This is a genomic window from uncultured Chloroflexus sp. (genome assembly GCF_937951745.1).
Taxonomy (GTDB): Bacteria; Chloroflexota; Chloroflexia; order Chloroflexales; family Chloroflexaceae; genus Chloroflexus.
This window is the reverse complement of sequence record NZ_CALFBQ010000039.1, coordinates 21,350-40,465: the sequence shown is the minus strand read 5'-3', so window position 1 is coordinate 40,465 and position 19,116 is coordinate 21,350. Positions and strand designations below refer to the sequence as shown.

Genomic DNA, 19,116 nt, shown 5'->3' with positions numbered 1-19,116 from the left:
GGCAACTCGGGCAGATCTATGGCACGCACGATTTTGGTCGTCGATGATGAACCCGGTATCGTCAAAATTGCCCGCGATTACCTCGAACGGGCCGGGTTTCAGGTGATCAGCGCCGGCGACGGGCCAACTGCGTTGCGGCTGGCCCGCCAAGAACGCCCGGCGCTGATCGTGCTTGATCTGATGTTGCCCGGTATGGACGGGTTGGATGTCACACGGGCATTACGGCAAGACTCACTCACGTGCCGGTTGCCGATCATCATGCTCACGGCGCGCGTCGAAGAGACTGATCGCCTGATTGGGCTAGAATTGGGTGCTGATGACTACATCACGAAACCGTTTAGTCCACGTGAGCTGGTCGCCCGTGTGCGCGCGGTGCTGCGCCGCAGTGAGGGGGCATTGCAGCCGGCCAATATCCTTCAAACCGGCGGGTTGGTGATCGATCTCGAACGGCGCACGGTGCGCCGTGACGGCGAGACCATCGAACTAACCGCGACCGAATTCGACCTGCTGGCGGTATTGGCCAGCGCGCCGGGCCGGCCCTTCACCCGGGCCCAACTGCTCGATCGGGTGTACGATACCGATTACACCGGTTTTGACCGCACCATCGACGCCCACATCAAAAATCTGCGTCGCAAGATCGAGCCTGATCCGAATGGCCCGCCGCGCCTGATTTTGACGGTCTACGGCGTTGGGTATAAGTTTGCCGAGAACGATGAACGTGAAGGCCGATAATCAAGCATTGGCATGTCTTGGTATTGATCAATAAGGTTCCGTATGCGTCCGCCGCGCATTTTCAATCTTATGCTCACCGCCTTTGCACTAGTCATCGTGCTTGGTATCAGCGGTATGGTGGCTTCGTTCTGGATCGTAACGCGCTGGAACGAGCCAGAGCAAATCCGTTGGATGGAGGCTGATATAGCGGCGCGAGACCTTGCAATGCAGTTGGCTGCCTACTATCAACGCACCGGCTCGTGGCACAAGGTCGAACAGCGACTAGGTCCGCTTCCCCAAGGGTTTGGCGGTATCGATGGTGCCGTTTCGCTGCTTGATACAAAAGGTCGCGTAGTCGCTGGGCAGCGTCGTCCTCTCATCGTGCGCGGTAACGAAGCCGTGCGACGTATTCCAATTGTGGCTAATCGTCAACAGGTTGGCACGCTGGTCATTTCAGTGCTCGATACCGACGAGGCATTTCCGGTTGGTCAGCTCAATCGCCGGCCACTTTTATGGGGAGTGTTCGGCGCTGGCACCGGCCTGATGATCGTCTTGCTTGCCATTGCTGCCATCTTCTCGCGCCGGATTAGCGCGCCATTGCGCCAGATCAGCGCCGCTGCGCACGCGATTGCCGATGGTGACCATAGCAGCCGAGTGAAACCGGCCAATGTGCGCGAATTAGCTGAATTGGCCGAGAGTTTCAACCGCATGGCTGCCGCTTTGCAGCAGGCCGACCAGCAACGCCGCCAACTCACTGCTGACATTGCCCACGAGTTGCGCACGCCGCTGTCGATCATCAAAGGCCAGTTAGAGGGCATTCAAGATGGAGTGTATGAGGCTGACGCCGGGCAGATCGAAGCGTTACTGGCCGAAGTTGCCCTGCTCGAACGGTTGATCAATGATCTGCACCTGCTGGCGCTGGCTGATGCCGGCCAATTGCCGCTCTACCGCGAAACGGTCGCGCCGACGATGCTGGTGAACGAAGCGGTACGCTCATTCGCGCAGAGCGCCGCCGAGCGCGCGATCCAACTCTCTGCTGGGTCAGCCGATGGCTTGCCCGATATTGAAGTTGATCCCCAACGGATCGCACAAGTCTTAGGCAACTTGATCAGCAACGCGTTGCGCCATACCCCTGCTGGCGGTGTGGTGCGCGTGACCGTTGCCGCCGATCCGGATGGCATCGTCTTCAGCGTGACCGATACTGGCCCGGGTATTAATCCCGCTGACTTGCCGCACATCTTCGACCGCTTCTACCGTGCCGATCGGGCGCGCACGCGCAGCAGCGGCGGCGCAGGGTTAGGGCTGGCGATTGCTCGCCGCTTGGTTGAAGCACACGGTGGTCAAATTTGGGCCGAAAGCGAGCTAGGGCGCGGCACGACGGTGCGTTTCCGGCTGCCGGCGGGGTTTGCACCGTCCGTGATGACCGTAAACCAACCGGTGATCGTCAATGCGCAACCCTGATGCGGTGATTCCTGCGTTTCGCTGTCATAGCGAGCGGTAGGGTCAGCGCGCAGCCCTGCCCCGGAGCGAAGTCATCTCTCACGATAGCGCGGCGATTACTTGATGGAGAGCAAAAGCGTGCCACGCATCGTTCTTGCCGGCCAAGGAGTTATCGAGTATCTTTAGGACATCGTTGGAGTGATATTTTCATACAGTGGTCATTCTCGCCGAAACGAGAGATTGTTTCGGGGGCTGTGCCCCTCACAATGACAGCAAGAGCGTTCCTCGCACAATGATCATAAACCTGTGGCGGGGATTGATTCCCGCTTGCGATGGCTTGAAATGGTATCTGATTGCTGAGCAATACACCCTATGACCGCCTCTCCTCTCCTCCGCTTTTACTTGCTCGCCTTTGGCCTTGCATGGCTGGGTTGGCTCCCGGCGGCGCTCAGATCGCGCGGGATTACGCCCTTTACGGCGCCGGTCTGGCAGGTGCTGCTGATCTTGCCCGCGGTGGCGCCGGCGCTGGCTGCCGGTGTGGTGGCGCGGCGCAGCTATGGCACGGCGCAGGCCAATGCGCTGTTTGCGGCCTTGCTTCAATGGCGGGTCGCGCCGATCTGGTATCTGGCGGCGGTTGGCGGGCCGCTGATGATCGCAGGGTTGGCAAGGACGTTTGCCGCGCTGTTAGGTTGGCCGGACGATCTGCTGGCACCGCAAGACGAACGGGTCGCGGTGGTCATCGCTGCGCTGATTAGCTCGCTGTTGGCTAATCCGTGGGAAGAGGTTGGCTGGCGCGGGTTTGCCTTACCGCACTGGCAGCAACGCTACAATGCGCTGGCAGCCACCGTGATCGTTGGTGGATTATGGGGGCTATGGCATTTGCCAATTTTTTTGGATCGGCAATCCGATGGCGAATTACCCGTTTTTTCCATGGTTGGCAGGTACTATTTCCGGTGCAGTGATCTATACGTGGCTCTACAACGGTACCGCCGGCAGCCTCTTGCCGGTGACGCTGTTTCACATCGCGTTCAATACGGCTGTAACGGCGATCGGTGGGTCGATTGTGGCCTTAGCCGTGGCGCAGATCCTGATCGCCCTAGCCATCACCATTGTCACGGGGCCGGCCCATCTGGCGCGGCGCGAACGGGTGCGCTGGCAGGGGTGAGAGTGGGATTGCCTACGTGCGAGGTGTTTGATCCTCCATGGAAACACAAGAGTAGGCCCACGCTCACATGCTATGTAGGCGTAACAGCCGGCAAGTTAAGCGACATCTGATCGATATTTGCCGGGTGAACGATGCCATTATGATTGGCGTTTTCGGTTCGACTGCGCGTGGCGAGGCTACATCTAGCAGTGATATTGATGTGCTGGTTCGTTTTGCCAAACCGAAGAGTTTGCTGACGTTAGTCGGCCTCGAATGGCAGCTTGCCGCAGCGTTAGGAACGCCGGTCGATCTTGTGACCGAGCAGTCATTGCATCCGTATCTTCGCTCTGCGGTGTTGCGCGACCTTCAGGTAGTGTATGAAGCGCAATGATGCCATCTATCTTTAGCATGTTCTTGATGCGATCGCTAAAGTGGAAAGCTACATCGCCCAACTTGATGAAGCGGTATGCTTGGCTCAGCCGTTCGTTCAAGATAGTGTCATTCGCCAGCTCGAAATTATCGAGGAAGCGGCGAAATATGTTACACCCGAGCTACGCGGCCGCTATCCGCACGTTCCTTGGAAAGATATTGCCGGCATGCGAGATAAACTTATCTAAATATTTCAGCGTGGATCTTGCTGCGGTATAGCTGACCGCAACCCAAAACCGAACAGTCCTAGAAACAGCGATCACCGCTATCATGCGTGATATGTGCGATCACAATCAGTCTTGCATGACGATGGAACGCTGATGCGCGCTTTCCTATGGCTCCTGTTGTGACAGCGTATTTATACTCGGCCAAGAACGTTTTGTTCCAGTTGACGTTATGGCATCCCTATTGCATAGCTGACCTACCCGGCCCGATGGCGAAGATTGATCGTATTGGCAGGTATGGTCCATGCCTTTGCTCGCGCGGAGTGCGGCAGTCAAACTGCTATACTCCACATTGTCAGGGTATCCCGGAGTGATAACCCACAGTATCGGCAATCGCCACTTGACTGCTCACTGTTCATCACAATCCCAAGAGCATCGCCAACTCCCTCCGTCCCCAGTTACCCAACGATAACGCAATCTCAATGATACCGCATCAGCTTGCGGTATATACTGAAAGCAAGCTCCTTCTTGCTTTCGGCGCTGTTCAAAGCGCTGGGACAGTCTCTGTCAATGCTTTCCGGTAAACGGTTGACTGGTTAGGTATTGAGCAGTCTTGCTTCTTAACCATCTGTTGGAGAAAGGAGAAGGCATGGTTGCTCCACCGACTCACGTCACTCCCAACCAACTGTGGCACAGCGAGTCGCCAGAATATGTGATGGCAACGCTGGCCAGCCACGATCGCCACGGTCTTAGCGCTGACGAAGCAGCCCGTCGGCTCAAACAGTACGGACCGAACGTGATCACGGCCAAAGGCGGCAAAAGTCCGTTGATGCGTTTTCTGTTGCAGTTTCATAATCCGCTGCTCTACATTTTGCTGGTTGCTAGCGTGATCACGCTGTGGCTCAAAGACCCGGTTGACGCCGCGATTATCTTTGGTGCGGTGCTTGTGAACGTCATTCTCGGCTACATTCAAGAAAGCCGGGCTGAAAAGGCGATCGAGGCATTGGCCCGCGCGATGAAGATGGAAGCCACAGTGGTGCGCGATGGCAAGACGATGCGCATCTCTGCCGCCGAGCTGGTTCCCGGCGATCTCGTGATCTTGCATAGCGGCGATCGTGTGCCTGCCGATCTGCGCCTCATCCATACCCGCGATTTGCAGATTGCTGAAGCGGCGCTGACCGGCGAGTCGGTGCCGGTGAGCAAAGATGCCCATGCTGCCCTCGAAGCTGATACCGCACTGGCCGATCGGGTGACGATGGCTTATGCCTCAACCTTGGTGACGTATGGGCAAGGGATGGGGATTGTGGTCGCGACCGGCAATCAAACCGAAGTAGGTCGCATCTCGCAACTCATCGCTACCGCGCACGATCTGCAAACCCCGCTTACCCGCAAGATCGCCGAGTTTAGCCGATTGCTCCTCTTTGTGATCCTCGGCTTCGCCGCGATGACGATAGTGATCGGCTTTATGCGCGGGCAGCCGTTGATCGACACCTTGATTGCCGCGATTGCGCTGGCAGTGAGTGCCATCCCTGAAGGGTTGCCCGCTGCGGTCACGGTGACACTTGCAATCGGCGTGGTGCGCATGGCGCGTCGGCAGGCGATCATTCGCAAGCTGCCGGCAGTTGAGACGCTGGGCAGCACGACGGTGATCTGTTCGGACAAGACCGGCACGCTGACTCAGAACCAAATGACGGTGCAGCAGATTATCGCTGGTGGTGAAACATTCGCCACTACCGGCTCAGGCTACCAACCAGACGGTGAAATCACGCTTCACGGTGCGCCGGTGGCAGTGGCGGAGCATCCGGCGTTGGCGGAATGCCTACGCGCCGGTCTGCTCTGCAACGATAGTGAACTGATCGAGCAAGATGGCCGTTGGGATGTGCGTGGTGATCCGACTGAAGGTGCGCTACTAGTCGTCGCCTACAAAGCTGGCCTTCACCAAGAGCAATGGCTACCGCGGCTCGACAGCATCCCCTTTGAGTCGGAACATCAGTATATGGCGACACTGCACGATGCCGGCCCCGCTCGCGAGCGGGTCGTCTACGTGAAAGGGTCAGTCGAGGCGATCGTGGCCCGCTGCACGACGATGCTCGATAGGAACGGTCATTGTGTGCCATGTGACACCGCCGCTATCCATCGCGCTGCTGAAGCCTTGGCCGGGCAAGGATTGCGTGTGTTGGCGTTTGCTCGCGGGTGCCCGCCCCCCGGCACTGACTCGATCTCGCATCACGATGTGATGAGCGGGTTAACCTTCCTCGGTCTGCAAGGCATGGTTGATCCGCCCCGTCCTGAAGCGATCACTGCTGTGCGGGCCTGCCAAGAGGCCGGCATCCGGGTGAAGATGATTACCGGCGATCATGCGCTCACTGCGGCGGTGATTGCCGAGCAGATCGGTCTCGATCGAGGTCGTAAGCCGTCGGTATTGACCGGACGCGACATAGAGGTGTTGAATGATAAAGAGTTGATTGACGCTGCCGAACATACCACCGTCTTTGCTCGGGTTACTCCTGAACAGAAGTTGCGACTGGTACAAGCGCTGCAAGCGCGTGGCCATATTGTGGCAATGACCGGCGATGGCGTCAACGATGCGCCGGCGCTCAAACAGGCCGATATTGGCATTGCGATGGGCTTGATGGGTACCGATGTCGCGCGTGAGGCGGCGGATATGGTACTGACCGACGACAACTTCGCCACCATCGAAGCGGCAGTGGAAGAGGGGCGCGGCGTGTTCGATAACTTGACCAAAATCATTGCGTGGACGCTGCCTACCAACGTCGGCGAAGGGTTAGTCATTCTGGCCGCCATCCTGATCGGATCGGTCTTGCCCGTCTTGCCGGTGCAAATCTTGTGGGTGAATATGGCTACGGTTGCCGCGCTAGGCATGGTGCTGGCGGCTGAGCGCAAAGAACCGGGGATCATGCAACGTCCGCCGCGCAAGGTTGATGCTCCAATCCTCGACAGCACCTTACTCTGGCGCACATTAGCGGTCGGGTTACTGATCGTCATCAGCGCCTTCACGCTATTTGAATGGGAATTGCAAGCCGGCGCCAGCCTCGCCGAAGCGCGCACGGTGGCGGTGAATGTGATTGTGATGATTGAGCTATGCTACCTCCTGAACTGCCGCTCACTTACCCATTCAATGTTCCAGATTGGCGTGTTCAGCAACCGTTGGCTGTTTGTTGGGGTTGGGGTGATGATCCTCTTGCAACTATCCTTCACGTATCTACCGTGGATGAACCAGATTATGTATAGCGCGCCGATCAGCCTCGAAGCTTGGGGGAAGATTATCACGATGGCCTTGATCGGTTACCTCCTGATCGAGCTTGAGAAATGGCTGCGCCGGCAATACGCCAGTCGCCGCCAGCCGGCGTTGGCGTGAGCATAAGGCAGGCCCTTGCCCCCCGGCCCCCTCTCCCTCGTCAGTGAGAGAGGGGCTGAATGGTAACCCAAAAACCCTCTGCGGCCGGTGCACACTTGGTGCCTGTGCGGTTAAAGCCTCTGCGGCCAGTGCGTTGCCCGCCGTTGCCTAGCCAGTGGGAGCGGGGGTGGGGGTGAGGGCCAAATCTCTCTACTCATGGTATACTACCTACAACAAGGTACAGACTCGCCTAAAAACCTCCTTGATCTTTTCGTAAGTACGTGGTATCATTGTCTTTCGCGATCTATAAGATGCGCGCCGACAAGCGTGAGTAACACGATAGCAGGAAGTCCCCGTGCGGGGCGTAACGAATATTGAACAGCGAACGAGAAGTGTGCCAGTCTGCCGGTAACCCGCTGAAGGGAGAGCGGCAGGTCGGCTGTTTCTGTTTTTTTGACGAAACTGGTTGCCACGGAGCGCCGATAGCATAACCGCAAGTGATAGAAGAGAGGTGCGTATGCCCCCGTTGATTGAGAGCGTGGTCCTTCAGCCGCTGATCGCCCCGATCGACCCGGGCGCCGATGGTCGCCGGTCGCGCCGGATTGAACGTCGTTCGTTTGCCCGGATTAAGGACACGATCGATCTGCCGTTGCTGATCGAAACCCAACTCAAGAGTTTTGAGTGGTTTAAACGCGAGGGGCTACGTGAACTCTTCGACGAGATCTCGCCGATTACCGACTTTACCGGTAAGAACCTTGAGCTTCATTTTCGCGACTACACCTTCGGCGAGCCGCGTTACGACGAGTTCGAGTGCCGCGAACGTGATCTGACCTATGCCGCGCCATTGCGGGTACGGGTGGAATTGCGCATTCTCACCACCGGGGAAATTAAGGAGTCAGAGATCTTTCTCGGTGACTTCCCGATGATGACCGACAATGGCACCTTTGTCTATAATGGGGCCGAACGGGTGGTGGTGTCGCAGTTGATCCGCTCGCCCGGCGTCTATTTCAAAGATGAGAAGGATCCGACCAGCGGACGTTCGTTGCATACGGCCAAGCTGATCCCGAACCGCGGCGCATGGCTGGAATTCGAGACCAACAAGCGCGATGTGATTAGCGTCAAGGTTGATCGCAAGCGCAAGATTCCGGTCACGATTCTGCTGCGCGCGATTAGTGCATGGTTGGCCGAAGAAGATGGCAGCGGGCGCTGGGCGCCAGACAACGAGTTGGACAAGTATGGCCACAACGACCAGTTGATCGAGCTGTTCCGCCACATTGACACGGTGGCCGAGCACCCATATATTCAGGCGACGCTCGATAAAGATCCGTCGCGCAATGCGAAAGAGGCGCTGCTTGAGCTGTACAAGCGCTTGCGCCCCGGTGATCCGCCGACGCTTGAGAATGCGCGTTCGCTGATCGAGTCGTTGCTGTTTAGCCCGCGTCGCTACGATCTGGCGAAGGTGGGCCGCTATAAGTTGAACAAGAACCTCTGGGAGCGCGATGCCCGCCGCGATAGCGCGAAGGCGCCCGATCTGAGCGTGCGGGTGCTGCTGCCGCGCGATATCTTCCGCATTGTCGAGCAGATCATTCTGCTGAACAATGGCCACGGTCGTCCTGACGACATTGACCACCTCGGTAATCGGCGGGTACGCACCGTCGGCGAGTTGATCCAGCAGCAGTTCCGCGTTGGTCTGCTCCGCCTCGAACGGGTTGTTAAGGAGCGCATGTCGTTGCAAGAGCCGGCTAGTGCGACTCCGAATGGTTTGATCAACATTCGTCCGGTGGTGGCGGCGATGCGCGAGTTCTTTGGCGGGTCGCAGTTGAGCCAGTTTATGGATCAGACGAATCCGCTCGCTGAGTTGACCAATAAGCGCCGTCTCTCAGCTCTCGGCCCCGGTGGTCTTTCGCGTGATCGGGCCGGCTTTGAAGTGCGCGACGTGCATCACTCGCACTATGGCCGCATCTGCCCGGTTGAAACGCCGGAAGGGCCGAACATCGGTCTGATTGGCACGATGTCCACCTTCGCCCGCGTCAACGAGATGGGCTTCCTTGAGACGCCATACCGCAAGGTGTATAACAGCGTTGATAACGTGCAAGTCTGGAAAGAAAAGGGGATTCTGCTCCGCGATGTGCGCGATCTGCGCACCGGTGAGCTGATTGCGGCGAAGGGTACGCGGGTTGATGACCAGATTGCCCGCCAGATTACGATCGGTTTGTTGCGTGGCCAGATTCTGCGCGAGGATATTGTCGATCCCGATACCGATGAGGTGATCGCCGAGGCTGGCACCGAGATTAACCGTGCCTTGGCCGAGCGGATCGTCGCATTACCGATCAAGCATATCAAGATTCGCCCGGTGGTGTCGCAAGAGGTCGATTACCTCAGCGCCGATGAAGAAGACCGCTTTGTGATTGTGCAGGCCAACGCACCGCTCGACGAACATAACCGCTTCCTCGAAACAACCGTCTCGTGCCGCTTTGGCGAGGATTTCGTCACCGAGCGGGTTGAGCGGGTGGACTATATGGACGTGTCGCCTAAGCAGGTGGTAAGCGTCTCGACCTCGCTCATCCCCTTCCTTGAGCACGATGACGCCAACCGCGCGCTGATGGGGTCGAACATGCAGCGGCAGGCGGTGCCGTTGCTGCGGCCCGACGCGCCGATCGTCGGCACCGGTATGGAGTATCGCGCTGCCCGCGATAGCGGTCAGGTAGTGGTCGCGCGCCGCGATGGCGTCGTGGTCAGCGCCACCAGCAGCCGGATCGTGGTGGAAGAGGATGACGGCACGCAGACCGAGTATCGCTTGCGCAAGTTCATGCGCAGCAACCAAGATACCTGCATTAACCAGCGTCCGGCAGTGGTGCGCGGGCAGCGGGTGCGGGCCGGCGAGGTGATCGCCGATAGCTCGAGCACCGATCAAGGAGAACTAGCCCTCGGCCAGAATGTGTTGGTCGCCTACATGCCGTGGGAAGGCGGTAACTTCGAGGACGCGATCCTTGTCAGCGAGCGGCTGGTGCGCGAAGATATCTTCACCTCGATCCATATCGAGAAGTACGAGGTGGAGGCGCGCGATACCAAGCTTGGCCCTGAAGAGATTACTCGCGATATTCCTAACGTTGGCCAAGAGAGCCTGCGCAATCTCGATGAGCGCGGTATTATCTACATCGGTGCCGAGGTGCAGCCCAACGATATTCTGGTTGGCAAGATTACCCCGAAAGGTGAGACTGACCTGACGGCTGAGGAGCGTTTGCTGCGTGCAATCTTCGGCGAGAAGGCGCGCGAGGTGAAGGATAGTTCATTGCGCGTGCCTAACGGTGTGCGCGGCAAGGTGATCGATGTCAAGGTCTTCTCGCGTAGCGAAGGCGCTGAACTGCCGGTCGGCGTCAATCAGACCGTGCGCGTGCTGCTCTGCCAGAAGCGCAAGATCAGCGCCGGCGACAAGATGGCCGGTCGCCACGGCAATAAGGGTGTAGTGTCGCGGGTGCTGCCAATCGAGGATATGCCCTTCTTGCCTGATGGCCGCCCGGTGGACATCATTCTCAACCCGATTGGTGTGCCGTCGCGTATGAATATCGGCCAGATTCTTGAAACCCACCTTGGTTGGGCCGCTGCTCGCCTCGGCTTTCGGGTCGCCACGCCGGTGTTCGATGGTGCGCACGAGGATCAGATCAAAGATCTGCTGGTGCAGGCCGGGTTGCCTGCCGACGGTAAGGTGACGCTCTACGATGGACGCACCGGCGAGAAGTTCGATCATCCGGTGACGGTCGGCTACGCGTATATGCTTAAGCTGGCCCACCTTGTCGAAGATAAGATCCATGCCCGTTCGACCGGCCCCTACAGCCTCGTGACTCAGCAACCGCTCGGCGGTAAGGCCCAGTTTGGCGGCCAGCGTTTCGGTGAAATGGAAGTCTGGGCGCTGGAGGCATACGGGGCGGCCTACACCTTGCAAGAGATGTTGACAGTGAAGTCCGACGATGTGGTTGGCCGCGTCAAGACCTACGAGGCGATCGTGAAGGGCGAGCCGATCCAAGAGGCTGGCGTGCCCGAAAGCTTCAAGGTGCTGATCAAGGAGCTGCAAAGCCTTGGTCTCAGCGTCGAGGTGTTGAGCGCCGATGAGAAGCCGGTTGAGCTGAGCGATGACCTCGACAGCGACATCGGCGCGCTCGAAGGCATCAACCTGAGCGGCATGGAGCGCGGCGAGTTCTAACCACTCAATCCTCATCCGGGCGACGGTACATCCCGTTGCCCGGCTACGCCGAACAAAACGGATCTGACCCAATAGCTGCGCCAACGCGGGCTAGCCGCGCTGGGCGCGTGGAGTCTGGCGGTACGCTTCCGCTACAGGAGTAAGCCCACATGCTGGAAATTAACGACTTCAACGCCATTCGGATCAGTCTCGCCTCGCCTGAGGATATCCGATCGTGGTCGCATGGCGAAGTCACCAAGCCTGAAACGATCAATTACCGCACGCTCAAGCCTGAGCGCGACGGCTTGTTCTGCGAACGCATCTTTGGCCCAACCAAAGACTGGGAGTGCTTCTGCGGCAAGTACAAGCGCGTGCGCTATAAGGGCGTTGTCTGCGATAAGTGCGGCGTCGAGGTGACGCGGGCTAAGGTGCGCCGTGAGCGTATGGGTCATATTAGTCTGGCCTCGCCGGTCAGCCACATCTGGTTTGTCAAAGGCACTCCGTCACGGCTCGGCCTGTTGCTTGACATCTCGCCGCGCAATCTCGAGCGCGTGCTCTATTTTGCCTCGTACATCATTGTCGAGGTGAAAGAGGACATGTTGCAGGTGGCGCGCGAGATGATTCAGGAGGAGTACGCCGCTCGCCGCGAGAAGATTCAGCGCCAAGCTGAAGAGAAGCGGATCGAACTGAGCACGCAGCTCACCCAAGACCTTGGCGGGATGGAGACGGCTCAGCGCAGCACCCAGCGCCAGATCGAAGAGGAGTACCGCCGGTTGCGCGATGAGATCGCGAACGAGGCCGAGCGACTGCGCGAGCGGTTGGAAGAGATGAGCGGCACGCTCGCCGACGAAGATATTATCTTCCGTGGCGTGACCGTGGTCGAAGAGGGTGAGCCGATTAACGACAATACCCTCGACCAGCTCGATGAATTGGTTGAGCAAGAGCTGGAAGTGCTCGAAGAGCGCCGCCGCCGCGATCTGGCCGATGCCGAGATGCTGACCGACGCCGAGCGTGAACGCAAGGCGTATGAGGCGACCCAAGAGCAAGAGCGGTTGCAAGAGCGGCTCCAGCGCGAGCTTGATAACCTCGTGCGCGAAGAGAAGGAGAAGCTCGAACAGCTTGATAATCTCAAAGTGGGCCGGATTATCACCGAGACCGAGTATCGCCAATTGCGCGATATTGCGCCCGGCGTGTTCCGCGCCGATATGGGTGCTGGCGCAGTGCGGGAATTGATCGAGCGCACCGTGAATCTCGAAAAGCTGGCTGAGGAACTGCAAATGGAGGTGCAAACCTCACAGGGCCAGCGCCGCAAGAAGGCGACCAAGCGCCTGCGCGTGGTGGAGGCGTTCCGCAAGAGCGGCAATCGCCCAGAGTGGATGATCCTCACCGTGCTGCCGGTGATTCCGCCCGACCTGCGCCCGATGGTGCAGCTCGACGGCGGTCGCTTTGCCACCAGTGACCTGAACGATCTCTACCGCCGGGTGATCAACCGCAACAACCGGCTCAAGCGGCTGATCGAACTCAATGCGCCTGAAATTATCGTGCGCAATGAGAAGCGTATGTTGCAAGAGGCGGTTGATGCGTTGATTGACAATGGTCGCCGCGGGCGCGCCGTCAGTGGCAAAGGGAAGCATCGGCTGAAGAGCCTGAGCGATATGCTGAAGGGCAAGCAGGGCCGCTTCCGCCAAAACCTGCTCGGTAAGCGGGTAGACTATTCGGGCCGCTCGGTGATCGTGGTCGGGCCAAACCTGCAATTGCACCAGTGCGGTCTGCCCAAGAAGATGGCGCTAGAGCTGTTTAAGCCGTTCGTGATGCGTCGGCTGGTCGAGCGGGGTGTGGCACACAATATCAAGAACGCCAAGCGCGCCGTTGAGCGGGTGCGTCCTGAGGTCTGGGATGCGCTCGAAGAGGTGATTAAAGACTATCTGGTGCTGCTCAACCGCGCGCCGTCGCTGCACCGGCTCTCGATTCAGGCGTTTGAAGCCAAGTTGATCGAGGGGTCGGCCATCCAACTGCACCCGCTCGTCTGCGCCGCGTTTAACGCTGACTTCGACGGTGACCAGATGGCGGTACACGTGCCGCTCTCGCGCAAGGCGCAGGAAGAGGCCCGCACCCGCATGCTGAGCAAGTATAACCTGCTTAGCCCAGCCCACGGCGAACCGATTATCACCCCCTCGCAGGACATCGTGCTGGGATGCTATTACCTGACCATGGTGCGTGATGGTGCGAAGGGATCGGGTAAGCGTTTTGCCTCAATTGATGAAGCGATGTTGGCCTACGAGAAGGGTTTGGTCGATATCCAAGCGCCAATCTGGATCCGCATGAATGGCACTATTTCTGGCAAGAGCGACCGTCCGGTGCGTGAGCTGCCTCCCGCTGCCGACGGAACGCCGCGCATGGTGATCGAGACCACCATCGGGCGGGTCTTGCTCAACAACGAGCTGCAAAAGCCGCTACGATTCCGCAATCGCCTGATCGACAAGAAGGGTCTCAAGGAGATCATCGCCGATTGCTATCAGTACTACACCAATCTGCGCAATCTGAGCGAAGAGCAGCTCAATGAGGTGCGCGCTTCGCACGGCAATAAGCACGTGCAAGAGCTGGCCCGCATCTACGGGTCAGAGATGACGGCGCAGCAGGCCGACCGGATCAAGGCGCTTGGCTTCCGCTATGCGACCCTCGGCGGTATGACTATCGGTATTGACGACATCGAAGTGCCGGCCAAGAAGTACGATATTGTACGCGAGGCCGAGCAACTGGTTGCCGATGTTGAAAAGCAGTTCCGCCGCGGGCTGATCACCGAAGAGGAACGCTACCAAGAGGTGGTGCGAATCTGGCAAGAGGCGACCAAGCAGACGATTGCTGCCGTGAAGGAGAATCTCAACCCCTTCGGCCCGGTGGCAATGATGTCAACCTCGGGCGCGCGCGGTAACATCAACCAGATCTCGCAAATGGCTGGGATGCGCGGTTTGATGTCTGATCCGACCGGTCGGATCATCGAACTGCCGATTAAGGCCAACTTCCGCGAGGGCCTCTCGGTGCTCGACTACTTCGTCTCGACCCACGGCGGGCGCAAGGGTTTGGCCGACACCGCGCTGCGCACCGCTGACGCCGGCTATCTCACTCGCCGCTTGGTTGATGTGGCGCAAGATGTGATTATCACGATCGAAGACTGCGGCACCGAAGAGGGCTTGTGGCTCCACAGCGCCGACGATAGCGAGTTGATGGAGAAGCTGCAAGTGCGAATGCTGGGTCGTATCCTCGCCGCACCGATCTATCACAAAACGACCGGCGAACTAATTGCGGATCGCAACACTGAAATCGACGAAGAGTTGGCCGCTACGATCATAGCTTCTGGTCAAGAGTCGGTGTTCGTGCGCTCGCCGCTGACTTGCCAAGCCGAGCATGGCCTGTGCCGACTGTGCTACGGGCGCAATCTGGCCACCGGTAAGCTGGTCGAAATCGGCGAGGCGGTTGGCATCATTGCTGCCCAGTCGATCGGCGAGCCGGGCACCCAGCTCACGTTGCGCACCTTCCACACTGGTGGTGTGGCTTCCGCCGACGACATCACGCAGGGTCTGCCCCGTGTGCAAGAGATCTTCGAGGCTCGCGTGCCGAAGGGTAAGGCGCTGCTCGCTGAAATCGATGGCGTGGTGCAGATTATCCGTGACGATGAGGGTGTACGCACGATCCGTATTGTCTCGACCGATGTCTACACTGACGAGTATCCGCTTGGGCGCGGCTTCACCCCGACTATCGAGCACGAGAGTGAGGTGCATGAAGGTCAGGTGATCGCCGAAGGGCCGGGTGGAGCGCAGATTGTTGCTCGCCTCACGGGCAAAGCCTTCATTCAGTCTGACCGGATTGTGGTCAGTCAGGAAGACCACGAGGAACGCGAGCTGGTCGTACCGCACAATGCTCGTATTCGCGTAGAAAATGGCGAGCGGGTGATGGCTGGTCAGCAGTTGACCGACGGCAGTGCGAATCCGCAAGAGCTGTTGGAGTTGCAGGGCCGCGAGGCGGTGCAGCGCTATTTGGTCAACGAGGCGCAGAAGGTCTACCGCTCGCAAGGCGTAAACATCAACGACAAGCACATCGAAGTGATTGCGCGCCAGATGCTGCGCCGGGTGCGGATCGAAGAGCCGGGTGACACCGGCCTGCTGCCCGGTGAGCTGATCGACAGCACCGAGTTCCGCCGTCTCAACAACGACATCGTCAGTCAAGGCGGCGATCCGGCGACGGCGGCAACAGTGTTGCTGGGCATTACCAAGGCCTCGCTCAACACTGACAGCTTCCTTTCGGCGGCCTCGTTCCAAGAAACGACCCGCGTGCTGACTGATGCTGCGATTCAAGGCAAGGTCGATTACCTGCGCGGCTTGAAAGAGAATGTCGTTATCGGCAAGCTCATCCCGGCCGGTACCGGTATCGAGAAGCGGCTTGAACGTCCGCACGAGGATCTGATCAGCGAAATGGCGCGTATGCTCGAAGAGGTGCAGCAGACCGAAGAGAAGCCGGCGGAAGCGCCGCACGCCGCCCAATTGTCGGACAAGAACGGTCACGCGACGCCGGAAAGCGACAACGATGCCCTGTTGCGGGCGCGGCTGGAGGAGCTGTTGTCGGGCGACGGCGATCACGACGAGCCGGAGGACGGCGAGAGCGATTCGCTGTCGTAAGCGCGAAGTGGGACGCCATTGGCGGTAGCAGCGGAGGGGAAGGGCGACATCATGCGCCCTTCTCTCTTTTTGCTGACTTGGCGGGGGAGGAGATGTGTGCGATTGCCGTTGCGAGAGCGTGGTGTGCCCGCAGCGGTCTCCGGCTGTGGCTGATGCGATGTTTTGCAAGGTCATGATGAGCCGGCAAGACGATGTCCAAGGCGGGCAGGGGGCCTCTCGCCCGCGTGGTGGATTGTTGCACCGCGCGGGTCATGGCAATGCTGTGCCCCTTTGCGCAGCTCGCAATGACAAAGAGGAAGCAGGGCGTAGTTCCACTGTTATTGCGAGGGGTGGCGGCACTTAGCCGGGTTGGGTGCCGCCCAACCGAAGCAATCTCCCACCTGAGCGACACGGAGTGAGCGGCCATCGTCCGTGCTTGGAGGAGATTGCTGCGCCGTTCTGACCCTACGCGCGGCGCAGCAATGAGCGGTGTGCCTAGCCATCAGGCGATATGAGCTACACTGATAGCAGATTGCCTGTCACGAGGCTGCAACTTTTTGCATAATAGGGCAAGGTATTCGATAACCGTACCGTTTATGCATCACGTCATTATGAACTTTATCGCCCAAGAATGGCGCGCATTGCGCGCGCCGGCGCTCTGGATAGCACTGGCCTGCTTCCTCGCGGCAGCGCTGCTCTCAGCCCAATTACCTCACCAATATGTGATTGACGTCGGGTATGAAGAGGGGATTGGTCATACCGATCTCCCGTTTCTGCGTGACTTCAATACCGCTGAACAAGGACTGTATGGCAGCTACCGCTGGAGCGGCGGCAACTCTAAGATTACGCTACCCGGTTTTGGAACACAGGCGGCACTCGTCGAGTTTCACTGGTTGCCGATCGATGAGCGTATTGTTTCGATAGCACCAACAACATATCAGGTGTGGCAGAACGAACATCTGCTAGCCGAAATACCGGTCAGGCGCAGCGGTAGTCGGCAATGGCTGCTGGTACCGGCAGCGGCGGATGGCAATCTCCGCATCCGGATCGTAAGCGACACCTTTCAACCACCCCAAGACCCACGCTGGCTCGGTTTGCCACTAGCACACATCACCATTGCGACAGTTTCGCAAGGCTGGGTGTGGCCGGCGGTTGATCGATTAGCGTGGTGGGTCGGAGCTGTTGTGCTTGGCTGGCTGACTCTCGCACGTACCTTGGATCGGTGGGCCGGTTGGAGTTTAGCAATGGCAATTGGTGCGCTCAGTCTTGCCATCCTGTTTGACCCAGTCCGTTGGGCTTTCGGGGCCGAAGCGGCCTTTGCGGCGCTCGCACTGACTTATCCGCTGGCCATTGGTGTGCAAATATGGCTTCGGGGTCAATCATGGCCGGCCGGCATTGACGGCACACTCACTGCGATGGTTGCGATTGCCTTTGCCACACGCATCGGTGGCCGCTTCTATCCTACCAGTATGCCCGGTGACATCGGCTTTCACACCAACCGATTCCATGAAGCGCTTGGTGGATTGATAACAATCGTCTCTAACAATCGTGGTATCGACTTTCCCTATCCACCGGGTGCTTACTTCCTGCTCGCGCCACTACGGCTACTGGGCGTTGAAACACCGCTCGTCTTACAGATCGGTGCAGCTTTAGCCGATAGTTTGAGCGGGTTGATCATCTACGTCATTGCCCGCCGTGTCTTACCGCCACGATCGGCGCTGTTGGCAGCGGGCGTGTACATCTTCACGGCGGCGACCTACCTCACCACGTGGTGGTCATTCGATACGCACATCATCACGCAGGCGCTCTATCTATTGCTGATCTGGGGTGTAATCCGAGCATGGGAAGACTGGCAAGCTGGACAATACAGCCGTGAATGGGTGCTAGGTATCGCTGCGCTCAGTGCAATGGTCTTTCTCGGTCATTTTGGCTTCTTACTCAGCAGTGGCGCACTCTTTGCCCTGTTGATCGCCATCGTTTGGGGTGCCGGCTGGCGTGGCACAGCGTGGGCGCAACGGGTGCGTTGGCCGCTAACAATTGCTATCGGTTGCGGTGCATTGATAGCGATAGTCTTCTTCTACAGTGCCTACTTACCGATATTCCTCGACCAACTGGAAAGAGTGCGCAGTGGCGGTCTCCCGGCTGTCGCCGGACGAGCACCGGCCAGTCGTGAAACACTCTGGCGCACGCTCTGGCAAGCCGGTCTGATAGCCCACTATGGCTTCTTTCCTCTGCCCTTCGCGCTAGGCGGTCTTTGGCTGCTCAACCGTTGGCAAGGATGGCAGATCACTACCGGTCTCATGGCATTGAGTTTTGTCGTTGCGATCATCTTTGCGACGCTGCCGTTTATCACCCAAATCTCAAATAGCCCGCGCTACCTGATGGCGCTTGGCTGGGCAATCGCGATTGGTGCTGCCGCTGCCTGTGACGTACTCTGGCGACGAGGATGGTGGGGGCGGTTGAGCGTACTTATCGTCGGTCTGTTGGTACTGCTCAACACGCTCTGGTACTGGCTCACGCCAATGCTGTGGCGCGCACGTCCACCGGAGCCGTTTTGAAATGCTACTGAGCCGGCGCGTTCATCTGGTATGATGGAGCTAAACAACCGCCAGCGAGCAAAGGAGCGCGCTTATGGTGACAGCGTTTGTGTTCATTACCTGCGAACCGCAACGGATCAGCGACATCGCCCAAGAGGTTGCCGAACTGCCTAATGTTGCCGAAGTCTATTCGGTCACGGGTGACTATGATATTATCGCGGTGTTGCGCGTCAACGACTACGAATCGCTCGACGAGGCGGTGCCGGGAGGCATTGCCCGCATTGCGGGAGTGCGCCACACGACGACGGTGCTCGCCTTTCGCCGCTACTCGCGGCGCGACCTTGAAGCCGGGTTTGACATCGGCTTATCATAATTGTTAGCAAGCTGCAATCTATGTGCTTGACGGCCAGCAGAACGGGTGTTATAATTCGCACAATAGTTCTAGAACGTGCGGGAAAGCTCTCGCTCGGTTCGGTACTGTTGGGACGATGACACACGAGT

The 19,116-nt window shown here is 58.6% G+C and carries 10 protein-coding genes; all 10 read left to right on the top strand.

Annotated elements, in window-relative coordinates:
- Window positions 1-18 precede the first annotated feature (18 nt).
- The 10 genes from Q1A59_RS09980 to Q1A59_RS09935 all read left to right on the top strand — a co-directional run bounded on the left by Q1A59_RS09980 (window position 19) and on the right by Q1A59_RS09935 (window position 18,988).
- The gene (locus Q1A59_RS09980; RefSeq protein ID WP_298402762.1) at window positions 19-732 is read left to right on the top strand and encodes a response regulator transcription factor; all 714 of its coding nucleotides are present in this window, start codon (window positions 19-21) and stop codon (window positions 730-732) included.
- Window positions 733-774: 42 nt separating this feature from the next.
- A complete protein-coding gene (locus Q1A59_RS09975; RefSeq protein WP_299644929.1) occupies window positions 775-2,172 on the top strand; it encodes a cell wall metabolism sensor histidine kinase WalK in 1,398 nt (465 codons plus the stop codon).
- Window positions 2,173-2,523: 351 nt separating this feature from the next.
- On the top strand, window positions 2,524-3,426 hold the full coding sequence (locus Q1A59_RS09970) for a type II CAAX prenyl endopeptidase Rce1 family protein (protein WP_298402764.1): 903 nt from the start codon (window positions 2,524-2,526) through the stop codon (window positions 3,424-3,426).
- A 29-nt stretch (window positions 3,427-3,455) separates the two neighbouring features.
- Entirely contained in the window at window positions 3,456-3,686 is a 231-nt protein-coding gene (locus Q1A59_RS09965; RefSeq protein ID WP_298402765.1) for a nucleotidyltransferase family protein, read from the top strand.
- 40 nt (window positions 3,687-3,726) lie between these two features.
- Window positions 3,727-3,912, top strand: a complete 186-nt coding sequence (locus Q1A59_RS09960) for a HepT-like ribonuclease domain-containing protein (protein ID WP_366144883.1) — start codon at window positions 3,727-3,729, stop codon at window positions 3,910-3,912.
- Between the two features lie 625 nt (window positions 3,913-4,537).
- Complete coding sequence (locus tag Q1A59_RS09955) at window positions 4,538-7,267, top strand: cation-transporting P-type ATPase (protein ID WP_299644928.1); 2,730 nt, start codon at window positions 4,538-4,540, stop codon at window positions 7,265-7,267.
- A 496-nt stretch (window positions 7,268-7,763) separates the two neighbouring features.
- Entirely contained in the window at window positions 7,764-11,447 is a 3,684-nt protein-coding gene (locus Q1A59_RS09950; protein WP_299644927.1) for a DNA-directed RNA polymerase subunit beta, read from the top strand.
- A gap of 149 nt (window positions 11,448-11,596) precedes the next feature.
- Window positions 11,597-16,099: a DNA-directed RNA polymerase subunit beta' gene (rpoC, locus tag Q1A59_RS09945; protein WP_299644926.1), complete on the top strand. Its 4,503-nt coding sequence runs from the start codon at window positions 11,597-11,599 to the stop codon at window positions 16,097-16,099.
- Between the two features lie 575 nt (window positions 16,100-16,674).
- On the top strand, window positions 16,675-18,636 hold the full coding sequence (locus Q1A59_RS09940) for a glycosyltransferase family 39 protein (protein ID WP_298490663.1): 1,962 nt from the start codon (window positions 16,675-16,677) through the stop codon (window positions 18,634-18,636).
- Between the two features lie 73 nt (window positions 18,637-18,709).
- Window positions 18,710-18,988, top strand: a complete 279-nt coding sequence (locus tag Q1A59_RS09935; protein ID WP_066782481.1) for an Lrp/AsnC family transcriptional regulator — start codon at window positions 18,710-18,712, stop codon at window positions 18,986-18,988.
- Window positions 18,989-19,116: the final 128 nt, after the last annotated feature.

Bases quoted from the DNA above. Each gene is read 5' to 3' on its own strand.
- Q1A59_RS09980 (WP_298402762.1), top strand. From the start codon at position 19: ATGGCACGCACGATTTTGGTCGTCGATGATGAACCCGGTATCGTCAAA.
- Q1A59_RS09955 (WP_299644928.1), top strand. From the start codon at position 4,538: ATGGTTGCTCCACCGACTCACGTCACTCCCAACCAACTGTGGCACAGC.
- Q1A59_RS09970 (WP_298402764.1), top strand. From the start codon at position 2,524: ATGACCGCCTCTCCTCTCCTCCGCTTTTACTTGCTCGCCTTTGGCCTT.
- Q1A59_RS09975 (WP_299644929.1), top strand. From the start codon at position 775: ATGCGTCCGCCGCGCATTTTCAATCTTATGCTCACCGCCTTTGCACTA.
- Q1A59_RS09935 (WP_066782481.1), top strand. From the start codon at position 18,710: ATGGTGACAGCGTTTGTGTTCATTACCTGCGAACCGCAACGGATCAGC.
- Q1A59_RS09950 (WP_299644927.1), top strand. From the start codon at position 7,764: ATGCCCCCGTTGATTGAGAGCGTGGTCCTTCAGCCGCTGATCGCCCCG.
- Q1A59_RS09965 (WP_298402765.1), top strand. From the start codon at position 3,456: ATGATTGGCGTTTTCGGTTCGACTGCGCGTGGCGAGGCTACATCTAGC.
- rpoC (WP_299644926.1), top strand. From the start codon at position 11,597: ATGCTGGAAATTAACGACTTCAACGCCATTCGGATCAGTCTCGCCTCG.
- Q1A59_RS09940 (WP_298490663.1), top strand. From the start codon at position 16,675: ATGCATCACGTCATTATGAACTTTATCGCCCAAGAATGGCGCGCATTG.